Annotated in this window: 25 protein-coding genes; 9 read left to right on the top strand and 16 right to left on the bottom strand. The window is 72.1% G+C overall.

Annotation, left to right across the window (positions count from 1 at the left end):
• Positions 1 to 161 precede the first annotated feature (161 nt).
• A complete protein-coding gene (locus ACZ53N_RS09380) occupies positions 162 to 443 on the bottom strand; it encodes a GlsB/YeaQ/YmgE family stress response membrane protein (protein WP_469140316.1) in 282 nt (93 codons plus the stop codon).
• Positions 444 to 463: 20 nt separating this feature from the next.
• Between ACZ53N_RS09380 and ACZ53N_RS09375 the strand changes: the two genes are divergently transcribed.
• Complete coding sequence (locus ACZ53N_RS09375) at positions 464 to 1,039, top strand: DUF3099 domain-containing protein (protein WP_469140315.1); 576 nt, start codon at positions 464 to 466, stop codon at positions 1,037 to 1,039.
• Between the two features lie 215 nt (positions 1,040 to 1,254).
• Complete coding sequence (locus ACZ53N_RS09370; RefSeq protein WP_469140314.1) at positions 1,255 to 1,479, top strand: hypothetical protein; 225 nt, start codon at positions 1,255 to 1,257, stop codon at positions 1,477 to 1,479.
• 141 nt (positions 1,480 to 1,620) lie between these two features.
• On the opposite strand, the gene moaA is transcribed toward ACZ53N_RS09370, so the two are convergent.
• The 3 genes from moaA to ACZ53N_RS09355 all read right to left on the bottom strand — a co-directional run bounded on the left by moaA (position 1,621) and on the right by ACZ53N_RS09355 (position 4,788).
• Positions 1,621 to 2,610 carry a GTP 3',8-cyclase MoaA gene (gene moaA, locus ACZ53N_RS09365; RefSeq protein WP_469140313.1) on the bottom strand — a complete coding sequence of 330 codons (990 nt, stop codon included), beginning with the start codon at positions 2,608 to 2,610 and terminating at the stop codon, positions 1,621 to 1,623.
• Between the two features lie 136 nt (positions 2,611 to 2,746).
• On the bottom strand, positions 2,747 to 4,369 hold the full coding sequence (locus ACZ53N_RS09360; RefSeq protein WP_469140361.1) for a solute symporter family protein: 1,623 nt from the start codon (positions 4,367 to 4,369) through the stop codon (positions 2,747 to 2,749).
• Between the two features lie 65 nt (positions 4,370 to 4,434).
• A complete protein-coding gene (locus ACZ53N_RS09355; protein ID WP_469140312.1) occupies positions 4,435 to 4,788 on the bottom strand; it encodes a DUF485 domain-containing protein in 354 nt (117 codons plus the stop codon).
• 187 nt (positions 4,789 to 4,975) lie between these two features.
• Between ACZ53N_RS09355 and ACZ53N_RS09350 the strand changes: the two genes are divergently transcribed.
• Both ACZ53N_RS09350 and ACZ53N_RS09345 read left to right on the top strand, forming a co-directional pair.
• Entirely contained in the window at positions 4,976 to 5,173 is a 198-nt protein-coding gene (locus ACZ53N_RS09350) for a hypothetical protein (protein WP_366685014.1), read from the top strand.
• A gap of 263 nt (positions 5,174 to 5,436) precedes the next feature.
• Complete coding sequence (locus ACZ53N_RS09345; protein ID WP_469140311.1) at positions 5,437 to 6,981, top strand: S8 family peptidase; 1,545 nt, start codon at positions 5,437 to 5,439, stop codon at positions 6,979 to 6,981.
• On the opposite strand, the gene ACZ53N_RS09340 is transcribed toward ACZ53N_RS09345, so the two are convergent.
• Positions 6,942 to 7,697 carry a lysoplasmalogenase gene (locus tag ACZ53N_RS09340; protein ID WP_469140310.1) on the bottom strand — a complete coding sequence of 252 codons (756 nt, stop codon included), beginning with the start codon at positions 7,695 to 7,697 and terminating at the stop codon, positions 6,942 to 6,944. The two genes, ACZ53N_RS09345 and ACZ53N_RS09340, sit on opposite strands and share 40 nt — an antisense overlap.
• A complete protein-coding gene (locus ACZ53N_RS09335; protein ID WP_469140309.1) occupies positions 7,694 to 8,710 on the bottom strand; it encodes a sterol desaturase family protein in 1,017 nt (338 codons plus the stop codon). Before ACZ53N_RS09335 ends, ACZ53N_RS09340 begins: the two co-directional genes overlap by 4 nt.
• Positions 8,711 to 9,045: 335 nt before the next feature.
• Here ACZ53N_RS09335 and ACZ53N_RS09330 point away from each other — a divergent pair, with 335 nt between their 5' ends.
• From ACZ53N_RS09330 to ACZ53N_RS09320, 3 genes are all read left to right on the top strand, one after another.
• Complete coding sequence (locus ACZ53N_RS09330) at positions 9,046 to 10,041, top strand: DEDDh family exonuclease (protein WP_469140308.1); 996 nt, start codon at positions 9,046 to 9,048, stop codon at positions 10,039 to 10,041.
• Between the two features lie 280 nt (positions 10,042 to 10,321).
• The gene (locus ACZ53N_RS09325; protein ID WP_469140307.1) at positions 10,322 to 11,113 is read left to right on the top strand and encodes an SURF1 family cytochrome oxidase biogenesis protein; all 792 of its coding nucleotides are present in this window, start codon (positions 10,322 to 10,324) and stop codon (positions 11,111 to 11,113) included.
• Between the two features lie 68 nt (positions 11,114 to 11,181).
• Positions 11,182 to 12,984 (top strand): glycoside hydrolase family 15 protein, encoded by a 1,803-nt coding sequence (locus tag ACZ53N_RS09320; RefSeq protein WP_469140306.1) that lies wholly within the window; start codon positions 11,182 to 11,184, stop codon positions 12,982 to 12,984.
• 36 nt (positions 12,985 to 13,020) lie between these two features.
• Here ACZ53N_RS09320 and amaP read toward each other — a convergent pair whose 3' ends face one another.
• From amaP to ACZ53N_RS09295, 5 genes are read right to left on the bottom strand one after another with little or no spacing between them, the layout of a single operon-like run.
• A complete protein-coding gene (amaP, locus tag ACZ53N_RS09315) occupies positions 13,021 to 13,617 on the bottom strand; it encodes an alkaline shock response membrane anchor protein AmaP (protein WP_469140305.1) in 597 nt (198 codons plus the stop codon).
• A 7-nt stretch (positions 13,618 to 13,624) separates the two neighbouring features.
• Complete coding sequence (locus tag ACZ53N_RS09310; RefSeq protein ID WP_469140304.1) at positions 13,625 to 14,263, bottom strand: DUF6286 domain-containing protein; 639 nt, start codon at positions 14,261 to 14,263, stop codon at positions 13,625 to 13,627.
• On the bottom strand, positions 14,260 to 14,595 hold the full coding sequence (locus tag ACZ53N_RS09305; RefSeq protein WP_469140360.1) for an Asp23/Gls24 family envelope stress response protein: 336 nt from the start codon (positions 14,593 to 14,595) through the stop codon (positions 14,260 to 14,262). The genes ACZ53N_RS09310 and ACZ53N_RS09305 overlap by 4 nt, the downstream gene beginning before the upstream one ends.
• A gap of 36 nt (positions 14,596 to 14,631) precedes the next feature.
• A complete protein-coding gene (locus ACZ53N_RS09300) occupies positions 14,632 to 14,820 on the bottom strand; it encodes a hypothetical protein (RefSeq protein ID WP_469140303.1) in 189 nt (62 codons plus the stop codon).
• A 10-nt stretch (positions 14,821 to 14,830) separates the two neighbouring features.
• Positions 14,831 to 15,295 (bottom strand): Asp23/Gls24 family envelope stress response protein, encoded by a 465-nt coding sequence (locus ACZ53N_RS09295; RefSeq protein ID WP_469140302.1) that lies wholly within the window; start codon positions 15,293 to 15,295, stop codon positions 14,831 to 14,833.
• 194 nt (positions 15,296 to 15,489) lie between these two features.
• Here ACZ53N_RS09295 and ACZ53N_RS09290 point away from each other — a divergent pair, with 194 nt between their 5' ends.
• A complete protein-coding gene (locus ACZ53N_RS09290) occupies positions 15,490 to 16,314 on the top strand; it encodes a hypothetical protein (protein WP_469140301.1) in 825 nt (274 codons plus the stop codon).
• Positions 16,315 to 16,480: 166 nt separating this feature from the next.
• Here ACZ53N_RS09290 and ACZ53N_RS09285 read toward each other — a convergent pair whose 3' ends face one another.
• From ACZ53N_RS09285 to ACZ53N_RS09275, 3 genes are all read right to left on the bottom strand, one after another.
• Complete coding sequence (locus ACZ53N_RS09285) at positions 16,481 to 17,272, bottom strand: enoyl-CoA hydratase/isomerase family protein (RefSeq protein ID WP_130877157.1); 792 nt, start codon at positions 17,270 to 17,272, stop codon at positions 16,481 to 16,483.
• A 118-nt stretch (positions 17,273 to 17,390) separates the two neighbouring features.
• Complete coding sequence (locus ACZ53N_RS09280) at positions 17,391 to 17,612, bottom strand: helix-turn-helix domain-containing protein (RefSeq protein ID WP_469140300.1); 222 nt, start codon at positions 17,610 to 17,612, stop codon at positions 17,391 to 17,393.
• A 334-nt stretch (positions 17,613 to 17,946) separates the two neighbouring features.
• The gene (locus ACZ53N_RS09275) at positions 17,947 to 19,545 is read right to left on the bottom strand and encodes an ABC-F family ATP-binding cassette domain-containing protein (protein ID WP_469140299.1); all 1,599 of its coding nucleotides are present in this window, start codon (positions 19,543 to 19,545) and stop codon (positions 17,947 to 17,949) included.
• 282 nt (positions 19,546 to 19,827) lie between these two features.
• On the opposite strand from ACZ53N_RS09275, the gene ACZ53N_RS09270 reads away from it, so the two are divergent.
• Positions 19,828 to 20,244, top strand: coding sequence for a VOC family protein (locus tag ACZ53N_RS09270; RefSeq protein ID WP_469140298.1), 417 nt, complete (start codon positions 19,828 to 19,830; stop codon positions 20,242 to 20,244).
• Positions 20,245 to 20,485: 241 nt separating this feature from the next.
• Here the strand turns inward: ACZ53N_RS09270 and ACZ53N_RS09265 are convergent, their stop codons facing one another.
• Positions 20,486 to 21,967 (bottom strand): hypothetical protein, encoded by a 1,482-nt coding sequence (locus tag ACZ53N_RS09265; protein ID WP_469140297.1) that lies wholly within the window; start codon positions 21,965 to 21,967, stop codon positions 20,486 to 20,488.
• Between the two features lie 244 nt (positions 21,968 to 22,211).
• Positions 22,212 to 23,342 (bottom strand): alpha/beta hydrolase family protein, encoded by a 1,131-nt coding sequence (locus ACZ53N_RS09260; protein ID WP_469140296.1) that lies wholly within the window; start codon positions 23,340 to 23,342, stop codon positions 22,212 to 22,214.
• Positions 23,343 to 23,379 lie beyond the last annotated feature (37 nt).

Raw genomic sequence — 23,379 nt, 5'->3', positions numbered from 1 at the left:
CCGGGGTCGCCGGACGCGCCCGCAGGGCGCTCGCCGCCGCAGGCGGCAACGACGGGACCGTAACGGTCACCAGTCACCAGGTAGGCCGTGGGCGGTCGTGCGCCGACGCGCACGACCGCCCTCGGCTTTCCCCGCCTGGCCTGCACAGGGCGCGGCCCCGCTCAGGCGGCGCGTCGGTTACCTCCGCCGCGCATCCCGACCCACAACCGGTCGCCGATCGCGACGACGATCACCGCGCCGAGGAGTTGCAACAGGTGCCGGCCCCAGTCGACGCCCTTGGTCTCGTTGATGCCCAGTCCGGTGGCCGCCCAGTTGCCGAGAACGCTGCCGATCATGCCGAAGATGATCGTCAGCCAGAGCGGGATCTGCTGTTTGCCCGGCAGGATCGCCTTGGCGATCAGGCCCAGGACCAGGCCGACGATGATGGCCCACAACCAGCTCATGTCGCCTCCTTCGAAGCGCGATGTGGCGTGCTCCGCCATTCTGGGGCCGCCACCCGTACGGCGCACGTCGGAGCGGCCCGTACGGCGTATGGCGGCAGCGTGGCCCAGCGGGGCGCGCGATGGGTGGGTACCCGCTCTCGTCTCGGGGGTGGACGCGGCGTAACGTTGAAGAGGTCCTGGACACGGGGGCCGTCGGCGCAGTGGGCGGATGGTGGAACATGATGCGGAAGCACGGTGGTACGGCGGTATTCCGGATCACCGGGGCTCGGCAGGGTCTCGCGGAGGACGTGCGCGGCCGTCAGCGTCGATATGTGATCTCGATGCTCATCCGCACCCTCTCCGTGATACTCACCGTGGTGCTGTGGAATATCGAGCGCCATGTGGCCATCGGAACGCTGATCCTGGGCGCGCTGCTGCCCTATGTGGCCGTGGTGATCGCCAACGCGGGCCGGGAGAACGCCCCTTCGCTGCCCGGAACGTTCGTTCCCGCGCCGACCCGCCCGGTGCTGATGTCGGGTCCGACACACCGGACCGCGGAATCCGCTCCGGAAGCAAAACCTTCCGGGCGGGCTGATCAAGGCCGTGACCACGGCTGATACGGCGGGCCCGAAAAACAGTCCGCCGGGTCGTCTGCAAAGCTCAAGAAAAGCTCAGATCAATCATGTGGTTCGGTGCCCTATGACAGGCACCCCGTGACATACTTCGTAAGCGCTCCGCATCCCCCGTCGGAGCGACAGACCGACGCCGGGCGGCTCCCCCCGTGGCTGCCCGGCGTCGCCATGCCCGGCCGGGCTTGATTACAGTCTGGGGGGTGAACTCCCCTGATACTCCCGTGATCTGCTCCGCCAAGGGCTGCCGTGCCGCAGCGGTGTGGGTGCTGGCGTGGAACAACCCCAAGCTGCACACTCCCGAGCGACGCAAGACCTGGCTCGCCTGCGAGGAACACCGCGAACATCTGTCCAACTTTCTGGATCTGCGCGGATTTCTCAAAGACGTGGTCACGCTGGAGGAGTGGGAGGCCTCCCCGCACCATTAGGCTTCGCCGATAAACCCGCACCCGCAGATAAGCCCGGCTTTGGCCCGGCAATTACTAGATGATATTCCGCTGCGGCTACTCGTTGCCGCCTGCGGCGGCGAGCGCCCTGCGGGCCCGTCCTCAATCGCCGGACGGGCTGGATCAGCCGCCGATCGCCGACATCGGGCGCTGCGGCTGGAGGAAGGCGGGGTCGTCCAGGCCCGAGCCGGGCTTTTTTGTCGTGGTCGCCAGTCGCCACAGCCGGGCGATCTCCTCGTCCGGGACTCCGGAGCGCAGGGCTCCGCGCAGATCCGACTCCTCCCGTGCGAACAGGCACGTACGGATCTGGCCGTCGGCGGTCAGCCGGGTGCGATCGCAGGCCGAGCAGAACGGGCGGGTGACGGAGGCGATGACGCCGACGCGGGCCGGGCCGCCGTCGACGATCCAGCGCTCGGCGGGGGCGGCGCCGCGCTCGTCCTCGGCCTCGGGGGTGAGGTCGAAGCGGGTGCGCAGGCTGCTCAGGATGGACTGGGCGGTGATCATCCCGTCGCGCTTCCAGCCGTGCTGGGCGTCGAGCGGCATCTGCTCGATGAAGCGCAGTTCGTAGTCGTGCTCGACGGCCCAGGCCAGCAGGTCGGGCGCCTCGTCGTCGTTGAGGCCGGGCATCAGGACGGCGTTGACCTTGACCGGGGTGAGCCCGGCGGCGTGGGCGGCGGCGAGGCCGTCCAGCACGTCCTGGTGGCGCCTGCGCCGGGTCAGGGTCGCAAAGACCTCGGGCCGCAGCGTATCGAGGGAGACGTTGACGCGGTCCAGCCCGGCCGCCTTGAGCGCCGCGGCGGTGCGCCCGAGGCCGATGCCGTTGGTCGTGAGGGACAGCCGGGGGCGGGGGGTGAGCGCCGCGCAGCGCTCGACGAGGCCGACGAGGCCGGGGCGGAGCAGCGGTTCGCCGCCGGTGAAGCGGACTTCGGTGACGCCGAGGTCGGTGACGGCGATGCGGACGAGGCGGACGATCTCGTCGTCGGTGAGCAGGTCCGGCTTGGCGAGCCACTGCAGTCCCTCTTCGGGCATGCAGTAGGTGCAGCGCAGATTGCACCGGTCGGTCAGGGAGACGCGCAGGTCCGTGGCCACGCGACCGTAGGTGTCGATGAGCACGGCAGGGCCCCTCCCGGGACTGGAACGGCGGTTCGTTCAATTGTTCCGCAGCGTACGCGATGGCCTCGGCCTTCAACAGTTCGTTGACGCGGGCGCACGGACCGGTCCCGGGAGGGGCCGTGGTGGTGGGGTGTGGTCAGTGCGCTCCGAAGCCGGTCAGGGAGCGGACCTCCAGTTCGGCGTACTTCTTCGCGTCCGGGGCCTCCCGGGAGAGCAGCGATCCCAGCCAGCCGAGCAGGAAGCCGAGCGGGATGGAGACCAGGCCCGGGTTGGCGAGGGGGAACCAGGCGAAGTCCATGCCGGGGAAGAGGGCCTTCTCGTTGCCGGAGAGGACCGGGGAGAAGATCACCAGGGTGACGGAGGAGATCAGTCCGCCGTAGATCGACCAGAGGGCGCCCTGGGTGGTGAAGCGCTTCCAGAAGAGGCTGTAGAGGATCGTCGGGAGGTTGGCGGAGGCCGCGACGGCGAAGGCGAGGGCGACCAGGGCGGCCGCGTTGAGCCGGTGGGCGAAGATGCCCAGCGCGATGGAGACCGCGCCGATGGCGACGGCCGCGAACTTCGCGGTGAGGATCTCCTCCTTCTCGCTCGTCTTTCCCTTGCGGATGACATTGGCCCACAGGTCGTGGGCGAAGGACGCCGAGGAGGCGAGGGTGAGCCCCGCGACCACCGCGAGGATCGTCGCGAAGGCGACGGCCGAGATCACCGCGAGCAGGATCGCGCCGCCGGTGGAGCCGGCGCCGCCGCCGATCTCCTGTGCGAGCAGCGGCGCGGCGGTGTTGCCGGACTCGTTCGACGCGATGATCTTCTTGGAGCCGACCAGGGCGGCGGCCCCGAAGCCGAGGGCGATGGTCATCAGATAGAAGGCGCCGATGATGCCGATCGCCCAGTTCACCGACTTACGGGCGGCCTTGGCGGTCGGCACGGTGTAGAAGCGGATCAGGATGTGCGGCAGACCGGCCGTGCCGAGGACGAGCGCGATGCCGAGCGAGATGAAGTTGAGCTTGGAGGTGCCGTCCTTGCCGTACTGGAGACCGGGTTCGAGGAAGGCCCTGCCCTTGCCGCTCTCCTTCGCCGCTTCACCGAGAAGAGTGGAGATGTTCCAGTTGAACTTGGTGAGCACGAGGACGGTGATGAGCAAGGTGCCCGCGATGAGCAGGACGGCCTTGACGATCTGCACCCAGGTCGTGCCCTTCATTCCGCCGATGGTCACGTAGAGCACCATCACGACGCCGACCAGGGCGATGATCCAGCGCCGGGAGCCCTCGCCGGTGGCACCGAGCAGCAGCGCGACGAGCGCTCCCGCACCGACCATCTGAGCGAGCAGATAGAAGATCGAGACGACGATGGTGGAGGTGCCGGCGGCGGTGCGTACGGGCCGCTGCTTGAGGCGGTACGCGAGCACGTCGGCCATGGTGAAGCGGCCGGAGTTGCGCAGCGGCTCGGCGACGAGCAGCAGGGCGACCAGCCAGGCGACGAGGAAGCCGATGGAGTAGAGGAAGCCGTCGTAGCCGAAGAGCGCGATGGCACCGGCGATGCCGAGGAAGGACGCGGCGGACATGTAGTCGCCGGAAATGGCCAGGCCGTTCTGGAAGCCCGTGAAGGACCGGCCGCCCGCGTAGAAGTCGGTGGCGTCCTTCGTCTGCCGGCCCGCCCAGACGGTGATGGCGAGGGTCGCGGCCACGAAGACCGAGAAGAGCGTGATGATCAGGGTGCGGTGGTCACTGGCGGCCGCGGCGGCGAGCGGCTGGGCCAGGGTCAGGCCCGTGGTGGGGTCGGTGCTCGCGGCGGAACCGAGTCCGCTGCTGACGGCGGTCAGGACGGCGCTCACTTCGAGGCCTCCAGACCGGCCTTGAGGGCCTCCGCCTTGGGGTCGGTCTTCGCGGCGGCGTGCCGGGAGTACCACCAGGCGATGAGGAAGGTGGTGAGGAACTGGGCCAGCCCGAAGACGAAGGCGATGTTGATGTTGCCGACCACGGTGGTGCCCATGAAATCGCCCGCGTAGTTGGAGAGCAGGACGTACAGCAGGTACCAGGCGACGAAGGCCACGGTGAGCGGGAAGGCGAAGGATCGGTGGGACCGGCGCAGTTCACCGAATTCGGCGCTCGACTGGACCCTGGTGAAGCGGTCGGCGCAATCGGGTTCGTCCGGCTCCTGAGTGATGGTTGGTGCGGTGTCCACGGTCTCTCCTGACGAGGGGTGCGAGGCGCGAGCCGTCAGCGGTGATCCAGAAGTTGATCCGAGCTGTGATCCGAATCACGCATCGTAGAGGGGTGCCGTGGTATTGCGACAGGGGGGTGATCGGCGAATTTGACATCAGCCGCCGCTTGAGGCAATACCGCCTGCCCGCCGTGTCGTTGACCCTGATGTGAGCACTGCGCCGACCCCTCCCCCGCCGCCGCCCGGCCGGCGCCCGTTCGGCATCGTCCGGCTGACGGAGCCGATAGCGGCGGTGCGGACCGGCCGGCCGGCCGCCATCCCGACGGCCGGCCGTTGGTACGGGCCGCGGGTGCCGCTGCCGCCGCTGAGCATCGACGCGCTGCGCGGTCCGGGCATCCCTTCCTGAGGATCCGGCCATCCCGTCCTGAGGACAGCCTGAGGAAGGCCTGGGGAAGGGGCATCCGTTTCTGAGGAACGTACTCCGGTTCCGTCTCCGCCATCTGACACCGCGTCACCGGGTTCGGCGCGTCGGCGGCATGACGATTTCTCCCGCTCCCAGTTCCAGGAATTCATTGCCGGGGGCCGGAGATCGGCGCTAGCTTCACTCGTCATGTACCCGTCCGCGTGCGGCCTGCACCCGGGCGGTTTTACGGATGATGTGGAGAACCCATGGCTCATCTGCGCTCCAGACGGCGTCACGCCCTGCTGGCCGTCCCCGTCGGACTGGCGCTCACCGCGTCGCTCGGCTTCCTGCCCGGCGCGGCCACGGCGGCCCCGCAGGACACGTTCGCGGTACAGGCCCCCGTCTCCACGGACGGCCCGCAGCTGTCGTACGTGGTCAACACGGACACCGCCCGCGGCACCGTCGCGAAGGTCAAGAAGGCCGTCACCCAGGCGGGTGGCAGCATCGTGGCGGTGTACGACCGGATCGGCGTCATCGTCGCCCACTCCAAGAACCCCGAGTTCGCCAAGACCCTGCGCGCGGTGCCGGGCGTGACGTCCGCGGGCGCCACTCGCACCGCGCCGATCGCCCCCGCCGCCACCACCGACGTCGGCAAGCCCGAGAAGGTGAAGCTGCCGAAGGCCGTCGCCCAGAGCGCGGCCCGCTCGGCCACCGCCGGTGCGGAGCCGCTGGAGGGCCTCCAGTGGGACCTCGCCGCCATCAAGGCCGACAAGGCCGCGAAGGTCAACCCGGGCAGCAGGAGCGTCACGGTCGGCGTCATCGACACCGGCGTGGACGACACCCACCCGGACCTCAAGCCGAACTTCTCCCGGAGCCAGTCGGCCAGCTGTGTCACCGGCAAGGCGGACACCAGCCCCGGCGCCTGGCGCCCGTTCGACCCGGCGGAGGACTACCACGGCACGCACGTGGCCGGTTCGATCGCCGCCGCCCGCAACGGCGTCGGCGTGGCCGGCGTCGCGCCCGGTGTGAAGGTCGCCGGCATCAAGGTCAGCCAGGACAAGACCTCGCTGTTCTACGCGGAGAGCGTGGTCTGCGCGTTCGTCTTCGCCGCCGACCACGGCATAGCCGTGACGAACAACAGCTACTACGTCGACCCGTGGCTCTACAACTGCGACGACGACCCGGACCAGAAGGCGATCCGCGAGTCGGTCGGCCGGGCCACGAAGTACGCCCAGGACAAGGGCACGATCAACATCGCCTCGGCGGGCAACTCCGCGCACGACCTCGCGTCCAAGGAGATCACCGACACCACCAGCCCCAATGACACCAAGCCGCTGCCGCGGAAGATAGACCCCTCCAAGTGCCTCGACGTGCCCGCCCAGCTCCCGGGCGTCGTCACCGTCGCGGCCACCGGCGTCAAGTCGCTGAAGTCGTACTACTCCAACTACGGCCAGGGTCAGATCGACGTCGCGGCCCCCGGCGGCGACCGGTACCAGGTGCCCGGGCTGCCCGCGAAGGACGGCCGCATCCTCTCCACGATGCCGGGCGGCGACTGGGCCTACCTCCAGGGCACCTCGATGGCCGCCCCGCACGTGGCCGGTGTCGCGGCGCTGCTGAAGAGCACGCACCCCAAGTCGAGCCCGCAGGAGCTCCAGTGGCTCCTGAAGGCCCAGGCCGACAACCCGGGTTGCCCCACCGCGTACGACCCCGACGGTGACGGCAAGATCGACGCCACCTGCGTCGGCAACGAGCACGTCAACAGCTTCTACGGCTACGGCATCGTCGACGCCCTGGACGCGGTCCAGGACTGATCGGGACGGTGAGCCACGGGGGCCGGGCCGCGCCACGCGGGCCGGCCCCTTCCGGCTCCCCGGCCCTGCCGCCGACCGGGCCGGGGGGATTCCGGCCGCGAGAGCCCTTCCGCCAGCAGGTACTGGGCGGCGAGATAGGTGAGCATGATCCAGAACTGGGGGGCGGGCGCCTGCGGCCACTCGGCGATGCCGCCCGCGATGAGCGTGTCCGACAGCAGGAACAGCGCACCGCCCGCACCCGCCCGCACCCCCGCGCGGGTCGCGCCGCACGCCATCGCGGTCAACAGCAGGCTGTAACAGGCGACGGGCACCCGCAGCCCCGCCTCCAGATCCGGCCACAGCAACAGGACGACACCGAGCCAGGCGACCCCGTACGCACCCGCGAGGCCGTACGTACGGGCACCGGCCGCCGCCCCGCGCCGGGCGAACAGCACCAGATAGCAGACGTGCCCGGCCGCGAACGAGCCCATGCCCAGCAGGAAGACGGTGTCACCGCCGATCTGCAGCAGGGTGTCGCCACCGCATCCGAACAGCAGCGCGGCGACGAGCAGCCGGGGTCCGCCGAGGGCGGCGACCCGGGTGGCGAGCAGCGGCATCAGCACAGGCTTGGTGACCTGCGCGACGGCCGGGACGCCTGCGGCGAGCGCGCACAGGTGGACGACGGCGAAGGCGGCGAAGGCGATCAGCAGTACGCGGGGCGTGCGGAGCCGTCTCACGCGACGTGCTCGGGGGCGGCGACCCGGGAGCCGGGCGCCTGCGCGCCGCCGGTCGGCACGTCCCCGCCGGTCGGTACGCTCGGCGCATCCCCGGTGGGGGTCCCGTCCGCAGTGGGGGTCTCGTCCGCAGTGGGGGTCTCGTCCCCGGTTGAGGCCTCGTCCCCGGTGGGCGAGAGCCGGGCCGGCTGCCATCCCGGCCCCCGGAACACCCGCCCGGCCCGTTCACGCCAGCCGTGCGCCGCCCGCAGATCGCGGGCGATGGCGGCGTACTCGTGCGTGGCGACGCGCAAGGGGTTGTAGGTGTCGATGTTCTTCGTCAGGCCATAGACCGGACGTTCCCCTTCCGCCACGAAGGAGCCGAAGAGCCGGTCCCAGACGATCAGGATGCCGCCGAAGTTGCGGTCCAGATAACCGCCCTGCGAGGCGTGGTGCACCCGGTGATGGGACGGCGTGTTCAGGACGTATTCGAAGGGTCGGGGCAGTCTGCCGACCCGCTCGGTATGCACCCAGAACTGATAGACGAGGTTCGCCGACGAGCAGAACGCCACCGCCGCCGGATGCACGCCGAGCGCGATCATCGGCACATAGAACGGCCAGACGGTCAGCGAGGTCCACGGCTGGCGCAGCGCCGTGGTGAAGTTGAACTTCCGGCTGGAGTGGTGCACGACATGGCAGGCCCACAGGATCCGCACGACGTGGTGCCCGCGGTGCGACCAGTAATAGAAGAAGTCCTGGGCCAGCAGCATCAGCGGCAGCGTCCACCACAGCACGGGTACGCGCAGCGGCGTGAGTTCGTGGATCGCGGCGTAGACGGCGACGATCGGGATCTTCCACAGCGCGTCGAAGGCCAGGCTGCCGAGCCCCATGCCGATGCTGGTCGCCGCGTCCTTGGCGGCGTATCCCGCGGCGCCGCTCTCCTCGGCGGGGTGCAGCCGATAGCTCACCAACTCCACCACGGTGAGCAGGACGAAGGCCGGTATGGACCACAACACGACATCGGGAAGGTGCGGCATGGCCGCACCATAAACGCGCCACGGGCCGTGCCGCTAGGGGTTGTTACCGATGGGTACCGGTCAGTGTTACCCGGGGTTCCCGCGGCGTGGCGCCGGTGGGGGCGGAGCGGCGGCGGCCATCGGGCCGGACCGGCGTCGGCGGGTCGTCGGCCGCGGACGGTGGTCCATCGTCCGGGTGACGGAGGTTTACGGGACCTGCCCCGGCCGGTCCCGACTCGACTCCGGCTCCACCCCGGCTCCACCCCGAGCGGAGTGGAACACGTCACATCGGCAGGGTCTTTACGGTTCCGGGGCCGCGCCCCCGCTGTCAGTGCGGGCCCGTATTCTCTGTGACCATGCTCGAAGACCGCGCCGCCGCCGAATCGCCGACCCCGTGGCCGACCGCGTATCCCGACGGATACGCGGTCGTCGACGTGGAGACCACCGGGCTCGCCCGGGACGACCGGATAGTGTCGGCCGCCGTCTATCAGCTGGACGCCAGAGGCCAGGTGGAGGACCAGTGGTACACGCTGGTCAACCCCGAGCGCGATCCCGGACCGGTGTGGATCCACGGCCTCACCACCGAAGTCCTCTCCGGCGCGCCGCTCTTCCCGGAGATCGCCGACGAGCTGGCCGCGCGGCTCGACGGCCGGGTCCTCGTCGCGCACAACGCGGCCTTCGACTGGTCGATGCTCGCCCGTGAGTTCGCCCGCGCGCGGGCGACCGCGCCCGTGCGTCAACGGCTGTGCACCATCGCGCTCTCCAAGGAGCTGCGGCTGCCGCTGCCCAACCACAAGCTGGAGTCGCTCGCCGCGCACTACGGCGTCGTGCAGCAGCGCGCGCACCACGCGCTGGACGACGCGCGGGTGCTCGCGGAGGCGTTCCGGCCCAGCCTGCGGCTGGCGGCACAGGCGGGGCTGCGGCTGCCGCTGCTGGCCTGCCAGCCGCTGACCGAGTGGTCCGACGGGCCCGCGCGCTCGGCCACCATCGGCTATCAGCCGTCCTACCGGCAGTCGACCTGGCGGGCGAGCCGTAAGCGGCCCGCGTGCCCGTACCCCAACCCGGGGCGTTACGAACCGGGCGAACAGCTCATTCAGGGCATGCGCGTGGCGTTCTCCGGCGATACCTCGATCGACCGCGAGCTGCTGGAGGACCGTGCCATCGACGCCGGGCTGCACATCGCCACGAGCGTCTCCCGTCTCACCAGCCTGCTGGTCACCAACGACCCCGACTCCCCCACGTCCAAGACCACCAAGGCCCGTTCGTTCGGCACCCCGGTGATCGACGAGGCGGCGTTCATGCAGCTGCTGCTGCACGTCACCCCGGCACCCGGAACGTCTGCCGGCTCCTAGGGTGTGTCCGCAAAGTCGCGGCGTACGCCCGAAGGGCGTGGCCCGCGGCGTCTGGTGCGTGCGATCGCAAGGCGGAGGGTCGCCCTCGTACTGGGCGTACTCGGGCGAGCCCGACAACGCAGCGAGCGTGCGTGCCAGGCGTCGCGGGCCAGGCGCGACTTTGCGGACACACCCTAGGGTGTGTCCGGCGGGCCTGATCACGAGCGGGCCGCCGGAGGCACGGGTACGGCGGCGGCACCCGATGACCGGGGGGCGAACCACGCCAGGTACCGTCAAATGTGTGTATCGCTTCCTGTTGTCCCGGCAATGGGTGATCCTCACGCTCGTGGGGCTCGCCCTGATCCCGGTGATGATCAAGCTGGGCTTCTGGCAGTACCACCGCCACGAGCACCGGGTCGCGCGGAACGACCAGGTCGCCCAGAGCCTCGCCGCCGACCCCGTCCCCGTCACCCGGCTCGCCGCACCCGGCCGCCCCGTGCCGCACGACGACGTCTGGCGCAGGATCACCGCGAGCGGCACGTACGACACCAAGGGCGAGGTCGTCGTCCGGCTGCGCACCGACGCCGACGGCAACCAGGGCTACTTCGTCCTCACCCCGCTGGTGCCGACCGACGGCCCGGCCCTCCTCGTCAACCGCGGCTGGATCCCGGCCAACGGCGATCTGACCAAGCTCCCGCACATCCCCCCGGCGCCGAAGGGCAAGGTCTCCGTCACCGGCCGGCTGCGCGCCGACGAGACCACCGGCAGTGGCATCAAGGACACCGAGGGCCTGCCGGACCGCCAGGTCATGCTGATCAGCAGCGAGCAGCGGGCCAAGGCGCAGCACCGGCCCTTCCTCGGCGGCTACGTCGAACTCGAGGGGCCCGCTCCCAAGGGGCAGCCGAAGCCCGTCCCGGCCCCGGACCACAGCGAGATCGGCCCGCACATGGCCTACGCCGTCCAGTGGTGGCTGTTCTCCGGCTTCGTGCCCGTCGGCTGGTTCATCCTCGTCCGCCGCGAGCGACGCGACCGCGCCGCCGAGGCCGCCAAGGCGGCGGCCGCGCCGGGCGCCGAGGCCGCCGCCGTCGCGTAGCGGGCCGCCCCCCGCTCACGGAGTAGCCCCCCGGAGTAGGTCCCCCCTGAACAGGGAAGACGCTTCGCGTGGCACCACTCATCGAGGACTACGCACTCATCGGCGATCTCCAGACCGCCGCCCTGGTCGGTCGTGACGGATCCATCGACTGGCTCTGCCTGCCCCGCTTCGACTCGCCCGCCTGTTTCGCGGCGCTCCTGGGCGACGAGGAGAACGGCCACTGGCGGCTGGCCCCCCGGGGCGCCGGACCCTGCACCCGGCGCGCCTATCTCGAGGACTCCCTCATCCTGGAGACCGTCTGGGAGACGGAGACCGGCACCGTCAAGGTCACCGACTTCATGCCCCAGCGCCACCGCGCCCCCGACGTCGTCCGCATCGTCGAGGGCGTCAGCGGCTCCGTCGACATGGTCGGCGTGCTGCGGCTGCGCTTCGACTACGGCAACGTCGTCCCCTGGGTCCGCCGGGCCGACGGCCACCGGGTCGCCGTCGCCGGGCCGGACTCGGCGTGGCTGCGCAGCGAACCGCCCGTGCGGACCTTCGGCAAGGGCTTCAGCACCCGTTCCGAGTTCACCGTCGACGCCGGGGACTCGGTCGCCTTCGTGCTGACCTGGCACCCCTCGCACGAGGCCCGCCCCGATCTCATCGACCCGCACGAGTCCCTGCGGCACAGCCTGGAGGACTGGCGCGAGTGGGCCTGCCGGTGCCGCTACCAGGGCCCGTACCAGGAAGCGGTGATGCGTTCGCTGATCACTCTCAAGGCCCTCACCTACGGGCCCACCGGCGGCATCGTCGCGGCCCCCACCACCTCCCTGCCCGAGGACATCGGAGGCGTCCGCAACTGGGACTACCGCTACTGCTGGCTGCGCGACTCCACCCTCACCCTCGGCGCGCTGCTCTCGGTCGGCTATCTCGAGGAGGCCGCCGCGTGGCGCAACTGGCTGTTGCGCACGGTCGCCGGGGACCCCGCCGACCTCCAGATCATGTACGGCGTCGCGGGTGAGCGCCGACTGCCCGAGACGGAGCTCTCGTGGCTGTCGGGCTACGAGCGGTCCGCCCCGGTACGGGTCGGCAACAGTGCGGTCAACCAGCTCCAGCTCGACGTCTACGGCGAGGTCATCGACTCCCTCTACGTCGCCCGCCGGGGCGGGCTCAACGCCAAGCCGCACGCGTGGAGCGTCCTGCGGGTGTTCATGGACTTCCTGATGAAGCACTGGCGCGAGCCCGACGAGGGGATCTGGGAGGTCCGGGGCCCACGCCGGCACTTCGTCCACTCCAAGGTGATGGCCTGGGTCGCCGCCGACCGGGCCGTGCGCATCCTGGAGTACGACCCGAAGCTCAAGGGCGACCTCGAGGGGCTCCGGCGGATGCGGGACGAGGTCCACCGCGAGGTCTGCGAGAAGGGCTACGACCCCGAGCGCGGCACCTTCACCCAGTCCTACGGATCCACCGAGCTCGACGCCGCGACCCTCCTCATCCCCCGGGTCGGCTTCCTGCCGCCCGACGACCCCCGCGTCGTCGGCACGGTCGACGCGATCCGCCGGGACCTGACCCACGACGGGCTCGTCCGGCGCTACACCGTCGACGGCAAGGCCGTCGACGGGTTGCCCGGCAACGAGGGCACCTTCCTCGTCTGCTCCTTCTGGCTGGTCGACGCCCTGCATCTGACCGGCCGCCGGAAGGAGGCCCGCAGCCTGTTCGAACGGCTGCTGAGCCTGCGCAGCGATCTCGGTCTGCTCTCCGAGGAGTACGACCCGGTGGCCCGGCGGCAGCTCGGCAATTACCCGCAGGCGTTCAGCCACATCGGTCTGGTGACGAGCGCGCTGCTCCTCGACGCGGAGGGGTGCGAGCGGCCCGACATCCGCAACGGCTGAGACGGAGGGGGTCCCGCAAAGAAGGTCCCGTTCGTTTCAGCCGACCCGCTCCGCGCGGTGCCGGACCGCCCGGAGCCGGACCTCCGCCGGGAGTCGGACCAGTCCCGCGGAGGCCCGGGCGTGGGTCAGGGCCTCGGTGTACAGGCGGTGCAGGGCGGTGGCGGGGGCGGCGTGCGGTGCCAGGGTCAGACCGACGCGGGCCTCGGGGGCCGTACGGCTCCCGCTCAAGGCGACCTGAGCGCGGTCGACCCCGTCCAGCGACTGTGCCTCGGCGGTCAGCACGCTCTCCAGGGCGTGGCCGCGGACGAGCGCGCCCTCCCCGTCACCGCTGTCGACGAGCACCTCCCGCAGTCGGCGCCGCCGCGGCTGTGCGAGCAGCCACCACAGGGCGAGCAGCACGGCGAGGGCGAGGGCGGCGATCACCGCCGGCCACCACCAGCCCTCCGACCGCCACTTACGGCGGTCGGCGCGGGCGAGCAGCACATCGTGCGGCCCGTCGAAGGGCCATGCGGACGGCAGGGTGATGCTCCAGTGCCGCTGGAGGTCCAGCGCGCCGATCAGCACCGCGGCGCCGAGCGCCAGCAGCACCACGCCCGCCAGTCCCACGAGCACCCGGTTGACGTTCCTCAGCATCGCGCGCTCATTTCTTCACCGGCCGACTCACCCGTACCGACAGCCGCGGGTGCCGGGCGAGCCCCAACTCCCGTACGCCGTCGGCCAGTACCGTGTCCACGTCCGCCCGCACCTCCTCCAGGTCCCTGAAGTGCGACAGGGCCCGGGTCCTGATCCGGTGCCGGCCCACGTCGACCCGCACGGACTGCACGCCGGAGACCTCCATGACCCGGTCGCGGAGCACGAGTGCGGCGGCCCGCCGGTCGAGCCCGGCCCGTACGTCGGGGGTGTCGCGCCGCATCGGCAGCACCCCGCGCAGGCCCGGTGTCACGGCGAGGACGAGCAGCCACAGACCGAGCAGGGCGGCAGCCGCCGCGCCCCAGGCCACCCAGGGGTCGTCGAGGGGGCGGGTGGCCAGCTCGTGCGCGAGGCGCCGGCGCCAGCTCATGGCGGGGCGGCCCGCCCGGACCGCCGCCACGTCGTAGAGGAAGATCCCGGCGCCGCCCACCACGACGAGCGCGACGAGGGCGGCGGGCAGTCGGCGCGCCGACCAGAAGCGCCCGGCGCGGCCACCGTCCTCGGGGGCCCGCGCGGCAGCCGCCTCGGCACCCTCAGGGGCGCTCTTCTCCAGCGTCGGGGGGTTGCCGCCCGGCTCCGGGCCGCTCATCGGACCCGCTCCGCGCCCGCGCCCAGCGTCTGCGGCGAGTGCAGCCGCTCCACCGTGACCGCCACCTCCGGGACGTCCATGCCCACCAGCCCCCGCACCCGCTCGACGACCCCGCGGCGTACCGCGCCGCACTGGGCGCCGATATCGGAGGGGTACCCCAGCTCCACGAAGACCCGCACGCGGGCGGAGTCGTCACGGACGACCACCGACGCGTGCGGGGGCGCGTGAGCGTCCGCCGCCACGGCGCTCAGCGCCTCCCGTGCCGCCTGTGAGGCGATCTTCGCGACGACCCGGTCGGCGATATGGGTCGCACCGCGCTCAGCCGGTTCCACCACGCGTCCTCACCGCACCCCTCGCCGAATGCGCCACTACCGTCGTCCCTCGCGGTCCCTCGTCCGGAAAAGATCGCCCGGCTCCAGATCCCCGTCCAGGAACCGGCCTGCCACGAACCCGATGGCACCCAAGGCCGCCACCAGCACGAACGCGCCGAACCCACCGAAGTACCCGGCGAATCCCAGCGCCATGCCGGCGATCAGGCCGACCACGGCCATGTTCATCGTGCGCTCCCTACTGGAGCCTCGGCTCCGGCTCGTCCTCTTCTTCGTCCGGCAGCTTGACGTCGCTCACGGCGATGTTCACCTCGACGACCTCCAGGCCGGTCATGCGTTCCACCGCCGAGATGACGTTTTCCCGCACGGAGCGGGCCACATCAGCGATGGCGAAGCCGTAATCCACGACGATCTCCAGATCCAGCGCGGTCTGGACCTCGCCGACCTCGGCCTTCACCCCGCGGCTGACGGACTTGGCGCTGCCGGGCACCCGGTCGCGTACGGCACCGAAGGTGCGGGAGATGCCGCTGCCCATCGCGTGGACGCCGACCACGTCACGGGCCGCGAGTCCCGCGATCTTCTCCACGACGCCGTCGGCGATGGTCGTCCGGCCGCGGTCGGCCGGTGCGGCCTTGGGCTCCTTGGCCGAGCCGCCGGGGCCGCCCGAGCCCTCCGGCCGGTTGCGCTGTGCGGTGTCGGTCATCGTCAATCGCCTCTTTCCCTCGGGGAAGGAAAAACGTTCGCCGGTCCACTTGCCACCCTAAGCGCGGTCGGCCGACACCGCTCCGACGAAGAGGTGAATATGAGGCACGAGGCCGCCATTCGGGTGGCTCACCCGGCCGCCGGCCCGCCCGTACGGCAGGCTGGACCCGCTGACGACGGACTTCAGGGGTGACGGTGGCCGCAGACCGATTGACACAGGCGGTACGGCAGCAACTAGGGCTGGGCAGGCTGCTGCCTCTCGGCGGCGCGGCGGACGGCGCCTGGATCACGGAGTACGCGGCGGTGGGCGCCCTGCGACGGGCGGCCTCGGCCGCGCTGCCGGGGATCCGGCTCGGGACGGTCCGGCTCGCGCTCGCCGATCCCGCCACGGCGGTGCCGGCGGCGGTGCCCGCGCCACCGAGCGCCCTGCCGGCGGGGCCGCTGCGCCTGACGGCGGACTTCGCGGCCACGGTGGACGAGCCACTGCCGACCGTGGCGGGCCGGCTGCGCGCGGCCCTGTGGTCGGCGGGGACGGAGGCGCTCGGGCTGGACCTCGACGCGGTGGATCTACGGGCGACGGCGCTGCTCGACGGCCCGGAGGCCGAGGCCATGGGGAGCGCCGGGCCCGTGGCGGCGGCGGAGCGCTCGGCTGGCGCGGGGCCCGGCACGGGGCCCGCGCCGGGGGCCGTGCCGGGGGCCGGTGCGGAGGACGGCGCGGAGACCGGTGCGGAGGACGACGGCGCCGCCGCTCGGGCGGTGCGGGCCGTACCGGGCGTGGCCCGGCTCGCACCGGTGCTCGGCGGCCCGGCCCACGCGGTGCGGATCCAGGACCGTACGGACGAGGGGCCGGGACGTCATGCGCAGATCCAGATCGCGGTGACGGAGGGCCGGTGCGCCCTCGACGTCACCGCGGCCGTCCGCGAGGCCGTCGCCGTGGCAATGGCCGACGGCGCCCCGGGCCCGGTCACGGTCGCCGTCGTGGTGACGGCCGTCGACCCGATCGTGCGGGCGGTGCGCTGACGCCGAGCGGGTCCGCACCACCCACTGGGGCGCCCACCACGCCCCGTCACGGACGCCGTCGTAGTGACGGGACAGCGTCGACCCGGTCGGGAGGACGGCACGCTGGCCCCGCACCCCCGGGCACAGTCGCCGTCGCCGTCGCGGTGACAGCCGTCGCCCCGTGGCCCTACTCCCCCAGGCCTGCCAGGTCGCGCAGCCTACGGGCCTGGGCGGCCCGCTCCGCCGTGCGCTGGTCGTCGTAGCCGCGGCCGGCGGCGTCGCGCAGGAGGGCCTTGGTCTCGACGACCGCGTCGCGAGGGGCGGCGAGGAGGGCCGCGGCCAGGTCCTGGGCAGCCGCGTCGAGTTCGGCGGCCGGGACCACCAGGTTGGCGAGGCCCGTGCGCTCGGCCTCCTCGGCGTGCACGAAGCGGCCCGTGGCGCAGATCTCGAGCGCGCGGGCGTAGCCGACCAGCGACAGCAGCGGGTGCGTGCCGGTGAGGTCGGGCACCAGGCCCAGGCTGGTCTCACGCATCGCGAACTGCGCGTCGTCCGCGCAGATCCGCAGGTCACAGGCGAGGGCGAGCTGGAAGCCGGCGCCGATCGCATGGCCCTGCACGGCCGCGATGGAGACGATGTCATTGCGCCGCCACCAGGTGAACGCCTCCTGGTACGTGGCGATCTCGGCGTCCAGCGCCTCGTCCGAACCGCGCGCCAGGTCCAGGAACGACGGCTCACCGTCGAAGCCCTCGGGCGTGAAGGCCTGCCGGTCGAGGCCCGCGGAGAAGGACTTGCCCTCACCACGGAGCACCACGACCCGCACGCTGCCCGGCAGCAGCCGTCCCGCCTCGGCCAGTGCCCGCCACAGCGCGGGCGACTGGGCGTTGCGCTTGGCGGGGTTGGCGAGCGTGACGGTGGCTACCGCGTCATCGACGGTGAGTTGTACGCCGTCTTGGTCGAGCAGAGTCTTGGGGGCAGTCATGGGGGCCTCCGAACCAGCCGCAGTCACAGTTAAGTTGACTGCACAGTAACCACCCGGTCGACTGCTCGACCGACCGGGTGGCACTGCCCACAACGACGGTGCCCCATGGTGCGTGGCGTCAGGCCGTGGCGGCCTTCTTGCCGCGCGTCGCTCCGCCGCGACCTCGCAGGATCACGCCGGATTCGCTGAGCATCCGGTGGACGAAGCCGTAGGAGCGACCGGTCTCTTCGGCCAGCGCCCTGATGCTCGCACCGGAGTCGTACTTCTTCTTCAGGTCTGCCGCGAGCTTTTCGCGCGCGGCGCCGGTTACCCGGCTGCCCTTCTTCAGAGTCTCGGCCACCCGTGCCTCCTCATGGGAGATGCGCTCTTGTCTCTCATGATCACCCCTAGGCGGCGTCCTGGCCACCCATTCGGCAAGGTCGATGACAGGAGGTTTGCGCGATTTCCGGCGCCGAAGCGCCTCGGAACAGGCGATTGGGAACATCCGCACCCGTACGACCGTACGGGTGGTGCGGCGAAGAGGCAGGTCAGAAGGGGCCTCGTCACCACCGGCGCGAACGGCGCCCGACACCCGGCGCAGCGCGTGCGCCGGGGTGCCGGGCGGCATGGTGGTACGAGCCCTACTCACTCAGATGAAGGATCACGTGTCGGCCGAATGATCCATACGCGGTGGATCAGGCCAGTGCGACCAGGTCGCGGTAGTCCGGGCCCCACAGGTCCTCGACGCCGTCCGGCAGCAGGATGATCCGCTCGGGCTCGAGGGCCTCGACGGCCCCCTCGTCGTGGGTGACGAGGATGACCGCGCCCTTGTAGGTGCGCAGGGCGCCGAGGATCTCCTCGCGGCTCGCGGGGTCGAGGTTGTTGGTGGGCTCGTCCAGGAGCAGCACGTTGGCGGACGACACGACCAGGGTCGCCAGCGCGAGACGGGTCTTCTCGCCACCGGAGAGCACACCGGCCGGCTTGTCGACGTCGTCGCCGGAGAAGAGGAACGAACCGAGCGTCTTGCGGACCTCCACGAGGTCCAGGTCGGGCGCGGAGGAACGCATGTTCTCCAGGACCGTGCGCTCGGGGTCGAGCGTCTCGTGCTCCTGGGCGTAGTAGCCCATCTTCAGGCCGTGGCCCTCGATGACCTGCCCGGTGTCGGGCTTCTCGGCTCGGGCGAGCAGGCGCAGCAGCGTGGTCTTGCCGGCGCCGTTGAGGCCGAGGATGACGACGCGGGAGCCCTTGTCGATGGCCAGGTCGACGTCGGTGAAGATCTCCAGCGAGCCGTAGGACTTGGAGAGGCCCTCCGCCATCAGCGGGGTCTTGCCGCAGGGCGCGGGCTCGGGGAAGCGCAGCTTGGCGACCTTGTCCGAGACCCGTACCGCCTCCAGGCCGGACAGCAGCCGCTCGGCGCGCCGGGCCATGTTCTGCGCGGCGACGGTCTTGGTGGCCTTGGCGCGCATCTTGTCGGCCTGCGAATTGAGGGCCGCGGCCTTCTTCTCGGCGTTCTGGCGCTCGCGCTTGCGGCGCTTCTCGTCGGCCTCGCGCTGCTGCTGGTAGAGCTTCCAGCCCATGTTGTAGACGTCGATCTGCGAGCGGTTCGCGTCCAGGTAGAAGACCTTGTTGACGACGGTCTCGACGAGGTCGACGTCGTGGGAGATGACGATGAAGCCACCGCGGTAGGTCTTGAGGTAGTCGCGCAGCCAGACGATGGAGTCGGCGTCGAGGTGGTTGGTCGGCTCGTCGAGGAGCAGGGTGTCGGCGTCCGAGAAGAGGATCCGGGCCAGCTCGACGCGGCGGCGCTGACCACCGGAGAGGGTGTGCAGCGGCTGGCCGAGCACCCGGTCGGGCAGTCCGAGCGCGGCGGCGATGGTCGCGGCCTCCGCCTCGGCGGCGTACCCGCCCTTGGTCAGGAACTCCGTCTCCAGGCGCTCGTACTTCTTCATCGCCTTCTCGCGGGTGGCGCCCTTGCCGTTCGCCATCCGCTCCTCGTTCTCCCGCATCTTGCGCAGGACCGAGTCCAGCTCACGCGCCGAGAGGATGCGGTCGCGGGCGAGGACGTCGAGGTCACCGGTGCGGGGGTCCTGCGGGAGGTAGCCCACGTCGCCGGAGCGGGCGATGGTGCCGGCGGCGGGGACGCCCTCGCCCGCGAGGCACTTGGTGAGGGTGGTCTTGCCGGCGCCGTTGCGGCCGACGAGGCCGATGCGGTCGCCCTTGGCGACGCGGAACGAGGCGTTCTCGATGAGGATGCGTGCGCCGGCGCGCAGCTCGATGCCAGAGGCGGTGATCACGGGGGACTACTCCAGGGCAGATGGGACGGCGGTGGGGACGGGCTGGGTCGCGATGACGCCGTCTAATGCACGAGGAGGAAAGCCATACGACCAGTCTAGCGGTGTCGCGCAAGCCGGATTTCTCCGCGGCCCGGGCGGGGGCCGGGCGCGGGCGCGCGGAGAAAAGGGCGGGTATGGGGTGATTCATTGATACTCGGGGGTGGGCGCCCCGGCGCGGGCCACGGCACGGGGCAGGGCGCGCCGGGACACCTTCCGCTCGTCACCTCACCCGAGGAGTGCGTCATGGCAGCTGCCCCCACGGGACCGCCGACCCTCTACCCGACGCTGCTGTACCGGGACGCCAAGGCGGCGATCAAGCAGCTCACCGAGGCGTTCGGCTTCACCGCGGCAGCCGTCTACGAGAGCGAGGACGGCACCGTGCTGCACGCCGAGCTCACCTACGGCAACGGCATGGTGATGCTCGGCTCCAGGGGTCGCAAGGGCGTGTTCGCCGAGGCAATGGCGGAGGGCGGGCCGACCGGCGTCTATGTGCTCGTCGAGGACACCGACGCCCACCACCGCCGGGCCGCCGAGCACGGTGTGGAGATCCTGCTGCCGCCCACCGACCAGGACTACGGATCCCGGGACTACCTGGCCAAGGACGCCGAGGGCAACGTCTGGAGCTTCGGGACGTATGCGCCGTTCGGCGGCGGCGGGTAGGGGGCGTCCTGCGGGGCGTCCTGCGGGGCGTCCTGCCGACGGCGGGTCGCCCTGCCAGATGCGGGTCGCCCTGCCAGATGCGGGGCGTCCTGCCGCCTGCGGGCCGTCTTTGCCGCCTGCGGCGGCGGGCGCCCTGCGGGCGCGTCCTCAATCGCCGGACGGGCTTGTTGTGGCTGAGCTCAGCCAACCAGCCCGTCCGGCGATTGAGGACACAGCACAGCAGCCCGTCCGCCGGACAGGCCTACGCCCCGCCCCGGTGGACCTGGAACGCGGCCCGGCGTACCGCCTTGGCGAGGGCCGGGTCGGGGTGGGCCGCGGCGAGGGCGACCAGTACTTGGACGGTGCGGGGGTGGCCCACGGCACGGATCTCCTCCAGCAGGCCCGGCACGGTGCCCTGCACGGCCGAGTCCAGGTGGCGCACGAGTAGCCGGCTCTCGCCGTGGTCGGCGACGGCGGCGGCGGTGTCCACCCACAGCCAGGTCGCCTCCTCCCGGGTGAGGACCTCGGCGGCCGCCTCTTCCGGGTCGTGCCCCTCGTGCTCCGCGAGCCACAGGAGGGCGTACGGCCGCACGCACGGCTCCAGGGCCGCCGCCCGTACGGCGGGCTCGGCGGGCGCGCCCACCGCGCGCAGCGCCTCGAAGGCGAGCCCGCGGACCAGCGCGTCGTCGCCACGGGCCGCCTCCAGCAGGTCGTGGACGGCGCTGCGCACGGGCCGCGCGGCGAGCCAGGCCCGGTATTCGGCGCGGGCGGGGCCGGGGGTGAGGTCGGCGCAGCCGCGCAGCATGGCCTCCGCCGACAGCTCGATGTTCCCGGCGGGGCTCTGGGCGGCGACGCAGATCCGCTCGAGCTTGACCCAGACCGCCCAGTTGCCGAGGGGGGTCAGGAGGGCTTCGCGGGTGTCGCCGAGGACGGCCCCGGAAGAACCGGCGGCGGACTCGGTACGGGTCGCGGGCGGCGCGTCCTGCCCGTCCCGCATGACCAGTGCCCCGACCGAGGCGAGCCCTTCGAGGGCCCAGTCGAGCAGCCCGGCCAGCGGGTCGCCCACGCCGGGTGCGGGAGGGGCGGGCTGGGGCCACGGCACGGCGGGGTTGCCGTAGGGCACCTCGCAGCGCTCGGCGCGGATCTCGGCGACGCGCTGCTGGAGGATGTCGAGGAGCATCGCGACGGAGACCGGGCCCGCCGAGAGGTGCATGACGGACAGCAGCTGCGGGGCGGCCTCGACGACCTCGGCGGCGATGGTCGGGTCCGTCCCGGCGGGTTCCGGGTGGGCGAGGGACCAGGCGTCGAAGAGGGCGACCCAGCCGCGCAGCACGGCGCTGTCGTCCCGGTCCCAGGCCTGCAGCCGCCAGCCGGGGCGGGCGGTGTCGCCGTGGAGTTCGATGAGCCCGGCCAGGCGGGCCCGGTCCCAGTCGGCCCGCACCTGCCGGTCGGTGAGCCTGAGCGCGTCGGCGGCCCGCCCGGCCGTGTCGTCGCAGAGCCCGCCGGCCTCGCCGGGCCGCAGCGAGGTGCCGCGGCCGCATTCGGTGGCCACCCAGCGGGCCAGCCGGACGGCACCGGTGAGGCCGCCTCTGGCCTGCCGGGCGAGTTCCGTCGGCGCGGGGGTGCCCGCGGGCGGGCGGGGCGCCGGTCGGGAGCCGCGATTCGCCACGGCCCGGCGGGCAGCGGCGATCGGCTGTCGGGGGACCAGTCTGAGCCGGGAGTCGCGCGGAGTACGGGACGTCACAGGAGCAGTCTTGCCGTTGACGCTCCGAAAACCCAATCGGGATCAACTATCCAGCCGTTCAGGGCCGGTAACCGGCGGTACGGAATCCTCGCGTCCGGTCATGGCGGCCGTCACGGAGGCCTCTCGACACCCTCGCGTCCCCTCGTTCTCGGCCCGCGACCGGGCTCGGGACCGGGCCCGTGTCCGCCTCGGATCACGTCGGATCAAGTGAGGTTCACGTCCGCTCTCGTCAGATCGGCTCACATCAGAGCAAGGGCGTCAGGAAGCGGCGCAGCGCCTCTTCGTAGCCCGCGGGGTTCGCGTTCCACATCGCGGCGTGCGGGGCGCGCGGGACGGTGTGCGGATGGATCAGCTCCGGTCGGCGCGCGATGAGCGCCCGGGAGTGCTCCCAGGGCGCCAGGGTGTCGCCGGGACCGTGCACGAGCAGGGCCGGAACGGTCAGCCGGGCGGGGTCGGTGGCGGTGATCAGTCCGCCCGGGGCCAGGCCCGTGCGGCCCTCGGCGGCCCGTAGGGCGAGCGGGAGCAGCGCGGCGGGGACCCGGGTGGCGGCGAAGGAGCGCAGCAGCAGGGGCCAGTCGAGGACGGGCGAGTCCATGACGAGTCCCACGACGCGGTGACACAGCGCGGAGTCCAGGGCGGCCAGCAGGGCCATGGTGGCGCCGGTGGACCAGCCGTGCAGGACGACGCGGCGCGCGCCGTAGCGGAGGGCGTAGCGGATGGCCGCGTCGAGATCGCGCCATTCCGCGGCGCCGAATCGGCTGATTCCGTTCGTCGGGCGGGGGGCGCCGGGGTCGCCCCGGTAGGCGACGTCCAGGACGGGGACCCGCAGGGCGCGCAGGAACGGCATGACGACCATGGGGTGCTCGCGGGTGGTGCCGAGGCCGTGCACGGTGATCACCCAGGTGTCGCGGGGGCCGGGCACGAACCAGGCGGGCAGCGGCCCCAGCTCGCCGGGTATCTCGACGTCGGCGTGGTCGAGGCCGAGGGCGTCGCGCGGGTTGCCGGAGTAGACCTGCGGGGTGAGCCACGCGCGCGTGCCCGGCAGCACCATGCCGTGGGTGACGCGCTCCAGGCGGCGCACGACGCAGTCGGCGGGGTGCTCGTCCCCGACGACGGGGCCGACCACGGCGTGCAGACCGCGCGCGACCAGCCCGTACGTACCGGGGCGCTCGCTGGCGAGGCTGCGGGTCAGAGTGACCGTGCCGTCTCCGGTGGCGTGCACCGTCAGCCGTGGTTCGCCGGGCGGCGGGCGGCCCGGCGCGGGCTTGAGGGCGGCGTCGCTCGCGTACCGTCCGGCCGCCAGGGCGGCCGCTCCGGCACCGAGTACGGTCGTGGCGGCCGTGACGAGAGGGGCCGCCGCTGTACGCGGGCGCATCCCCTCCAGTGTGTGGGGCTCCGGCGCCCCCGGCCAG

It is taken from the genome of Streptomyces sp. NPDC033229 (assembly GCF_055576875.1).
The sequence above is the reverse complement of the archived record's forward strand: the minus strand, read 5'-3'. Positions and strand labels throughout refer to the sequence as shown.

Bases quoted from the DNA above. Each gene is read 5' to 3' on its own strand.
- ACZ53N_RS09380 (WP_469140316.1), bottom strand. From the start codon at position 443: ATGAGCTGGTTGTGGGCCATCATCGTCGGCCTGGTCCTGGGCCTGATC.
- ACZ53N_RS09375 (WP_469140315.1), top strand. From the start codon at position 464: ATGTGGCGTGCTCCGCCATTCTGGGGCCGCCACCCGTACGGCGCACGT.
- ACZ53N_RS09345 (WP_469140311.1), top strand. From the start codon at position 5,437: ATGGCTCATCTGCGCTCCAGACGGCGTCACGCCCTGCTGGCCGTCCCC.
- ACZ53N_RS09335 (WP_469140309.1), bottom strand. From the start codon at position 8,710: ATGCCGCACCTTCCCGATGTCGTGTTGTGGTCCATACCGGCCTTCGTC.
- ACZ53N_RS09330 (WP_469140308.1), top strand. From the start codon at position 9,046: ATGCTCGAAGACCGCGCCGCCGCCGAATCGCCGACCCCGTGGCCGACC.
- amaP (WP_469140305.1), bottom strand. From the start codon at position 13,617: ATGCTGAGGAACGTCAACCGGGTGCTCGTGGGACTGGCGGGCGTGGTG.
- ACZ53N_RS09310 (WP_469140304.1), bottom strand. From the start codon at position 14,263: ATGAGCGGCCCGGAGCCGGGCGGCAACCCCCCGACGCTGGAGAAGAGC.
- ACZ53N_RS09300 (WP_469140303.1), bottom strand. From the start codon at position 14,820: ATGAACATGGCCGTGGTCGGCCTGATCGCCGGCATGGCGCTGGGATTC.
- ACZ53N_RS09295 (WP_469140302.1), bottom strand. From the start codon at position 15,295: ATGACCGACACCGCACAGCGCAACCGGCCGGAGGGCTCGGGCGGCCCC.
- ACZ53N_RS09285 (WP_130877157.1), bottom strand. From the start codon at position 17,272: ATGACTGCCCCCAAGACTCTGCTCGACCAAGACGGCGTACAACTCACC.
- ACZ53N_RS09270 (WP_469140298.1), top strand. From the start codon at position 19,828: ATGGCAGCTGCCCCCACGGGACCGCCGACCCTCTACCCGACGCTGCTG.
- ACZ53N_RS09260 (WP_469140296.1), bottom strand. From the start codon at position 23,342: ATGCGCCCGCGTACAGCGGCGGCCCCTCTCGTCACGGCCGCCACGACC.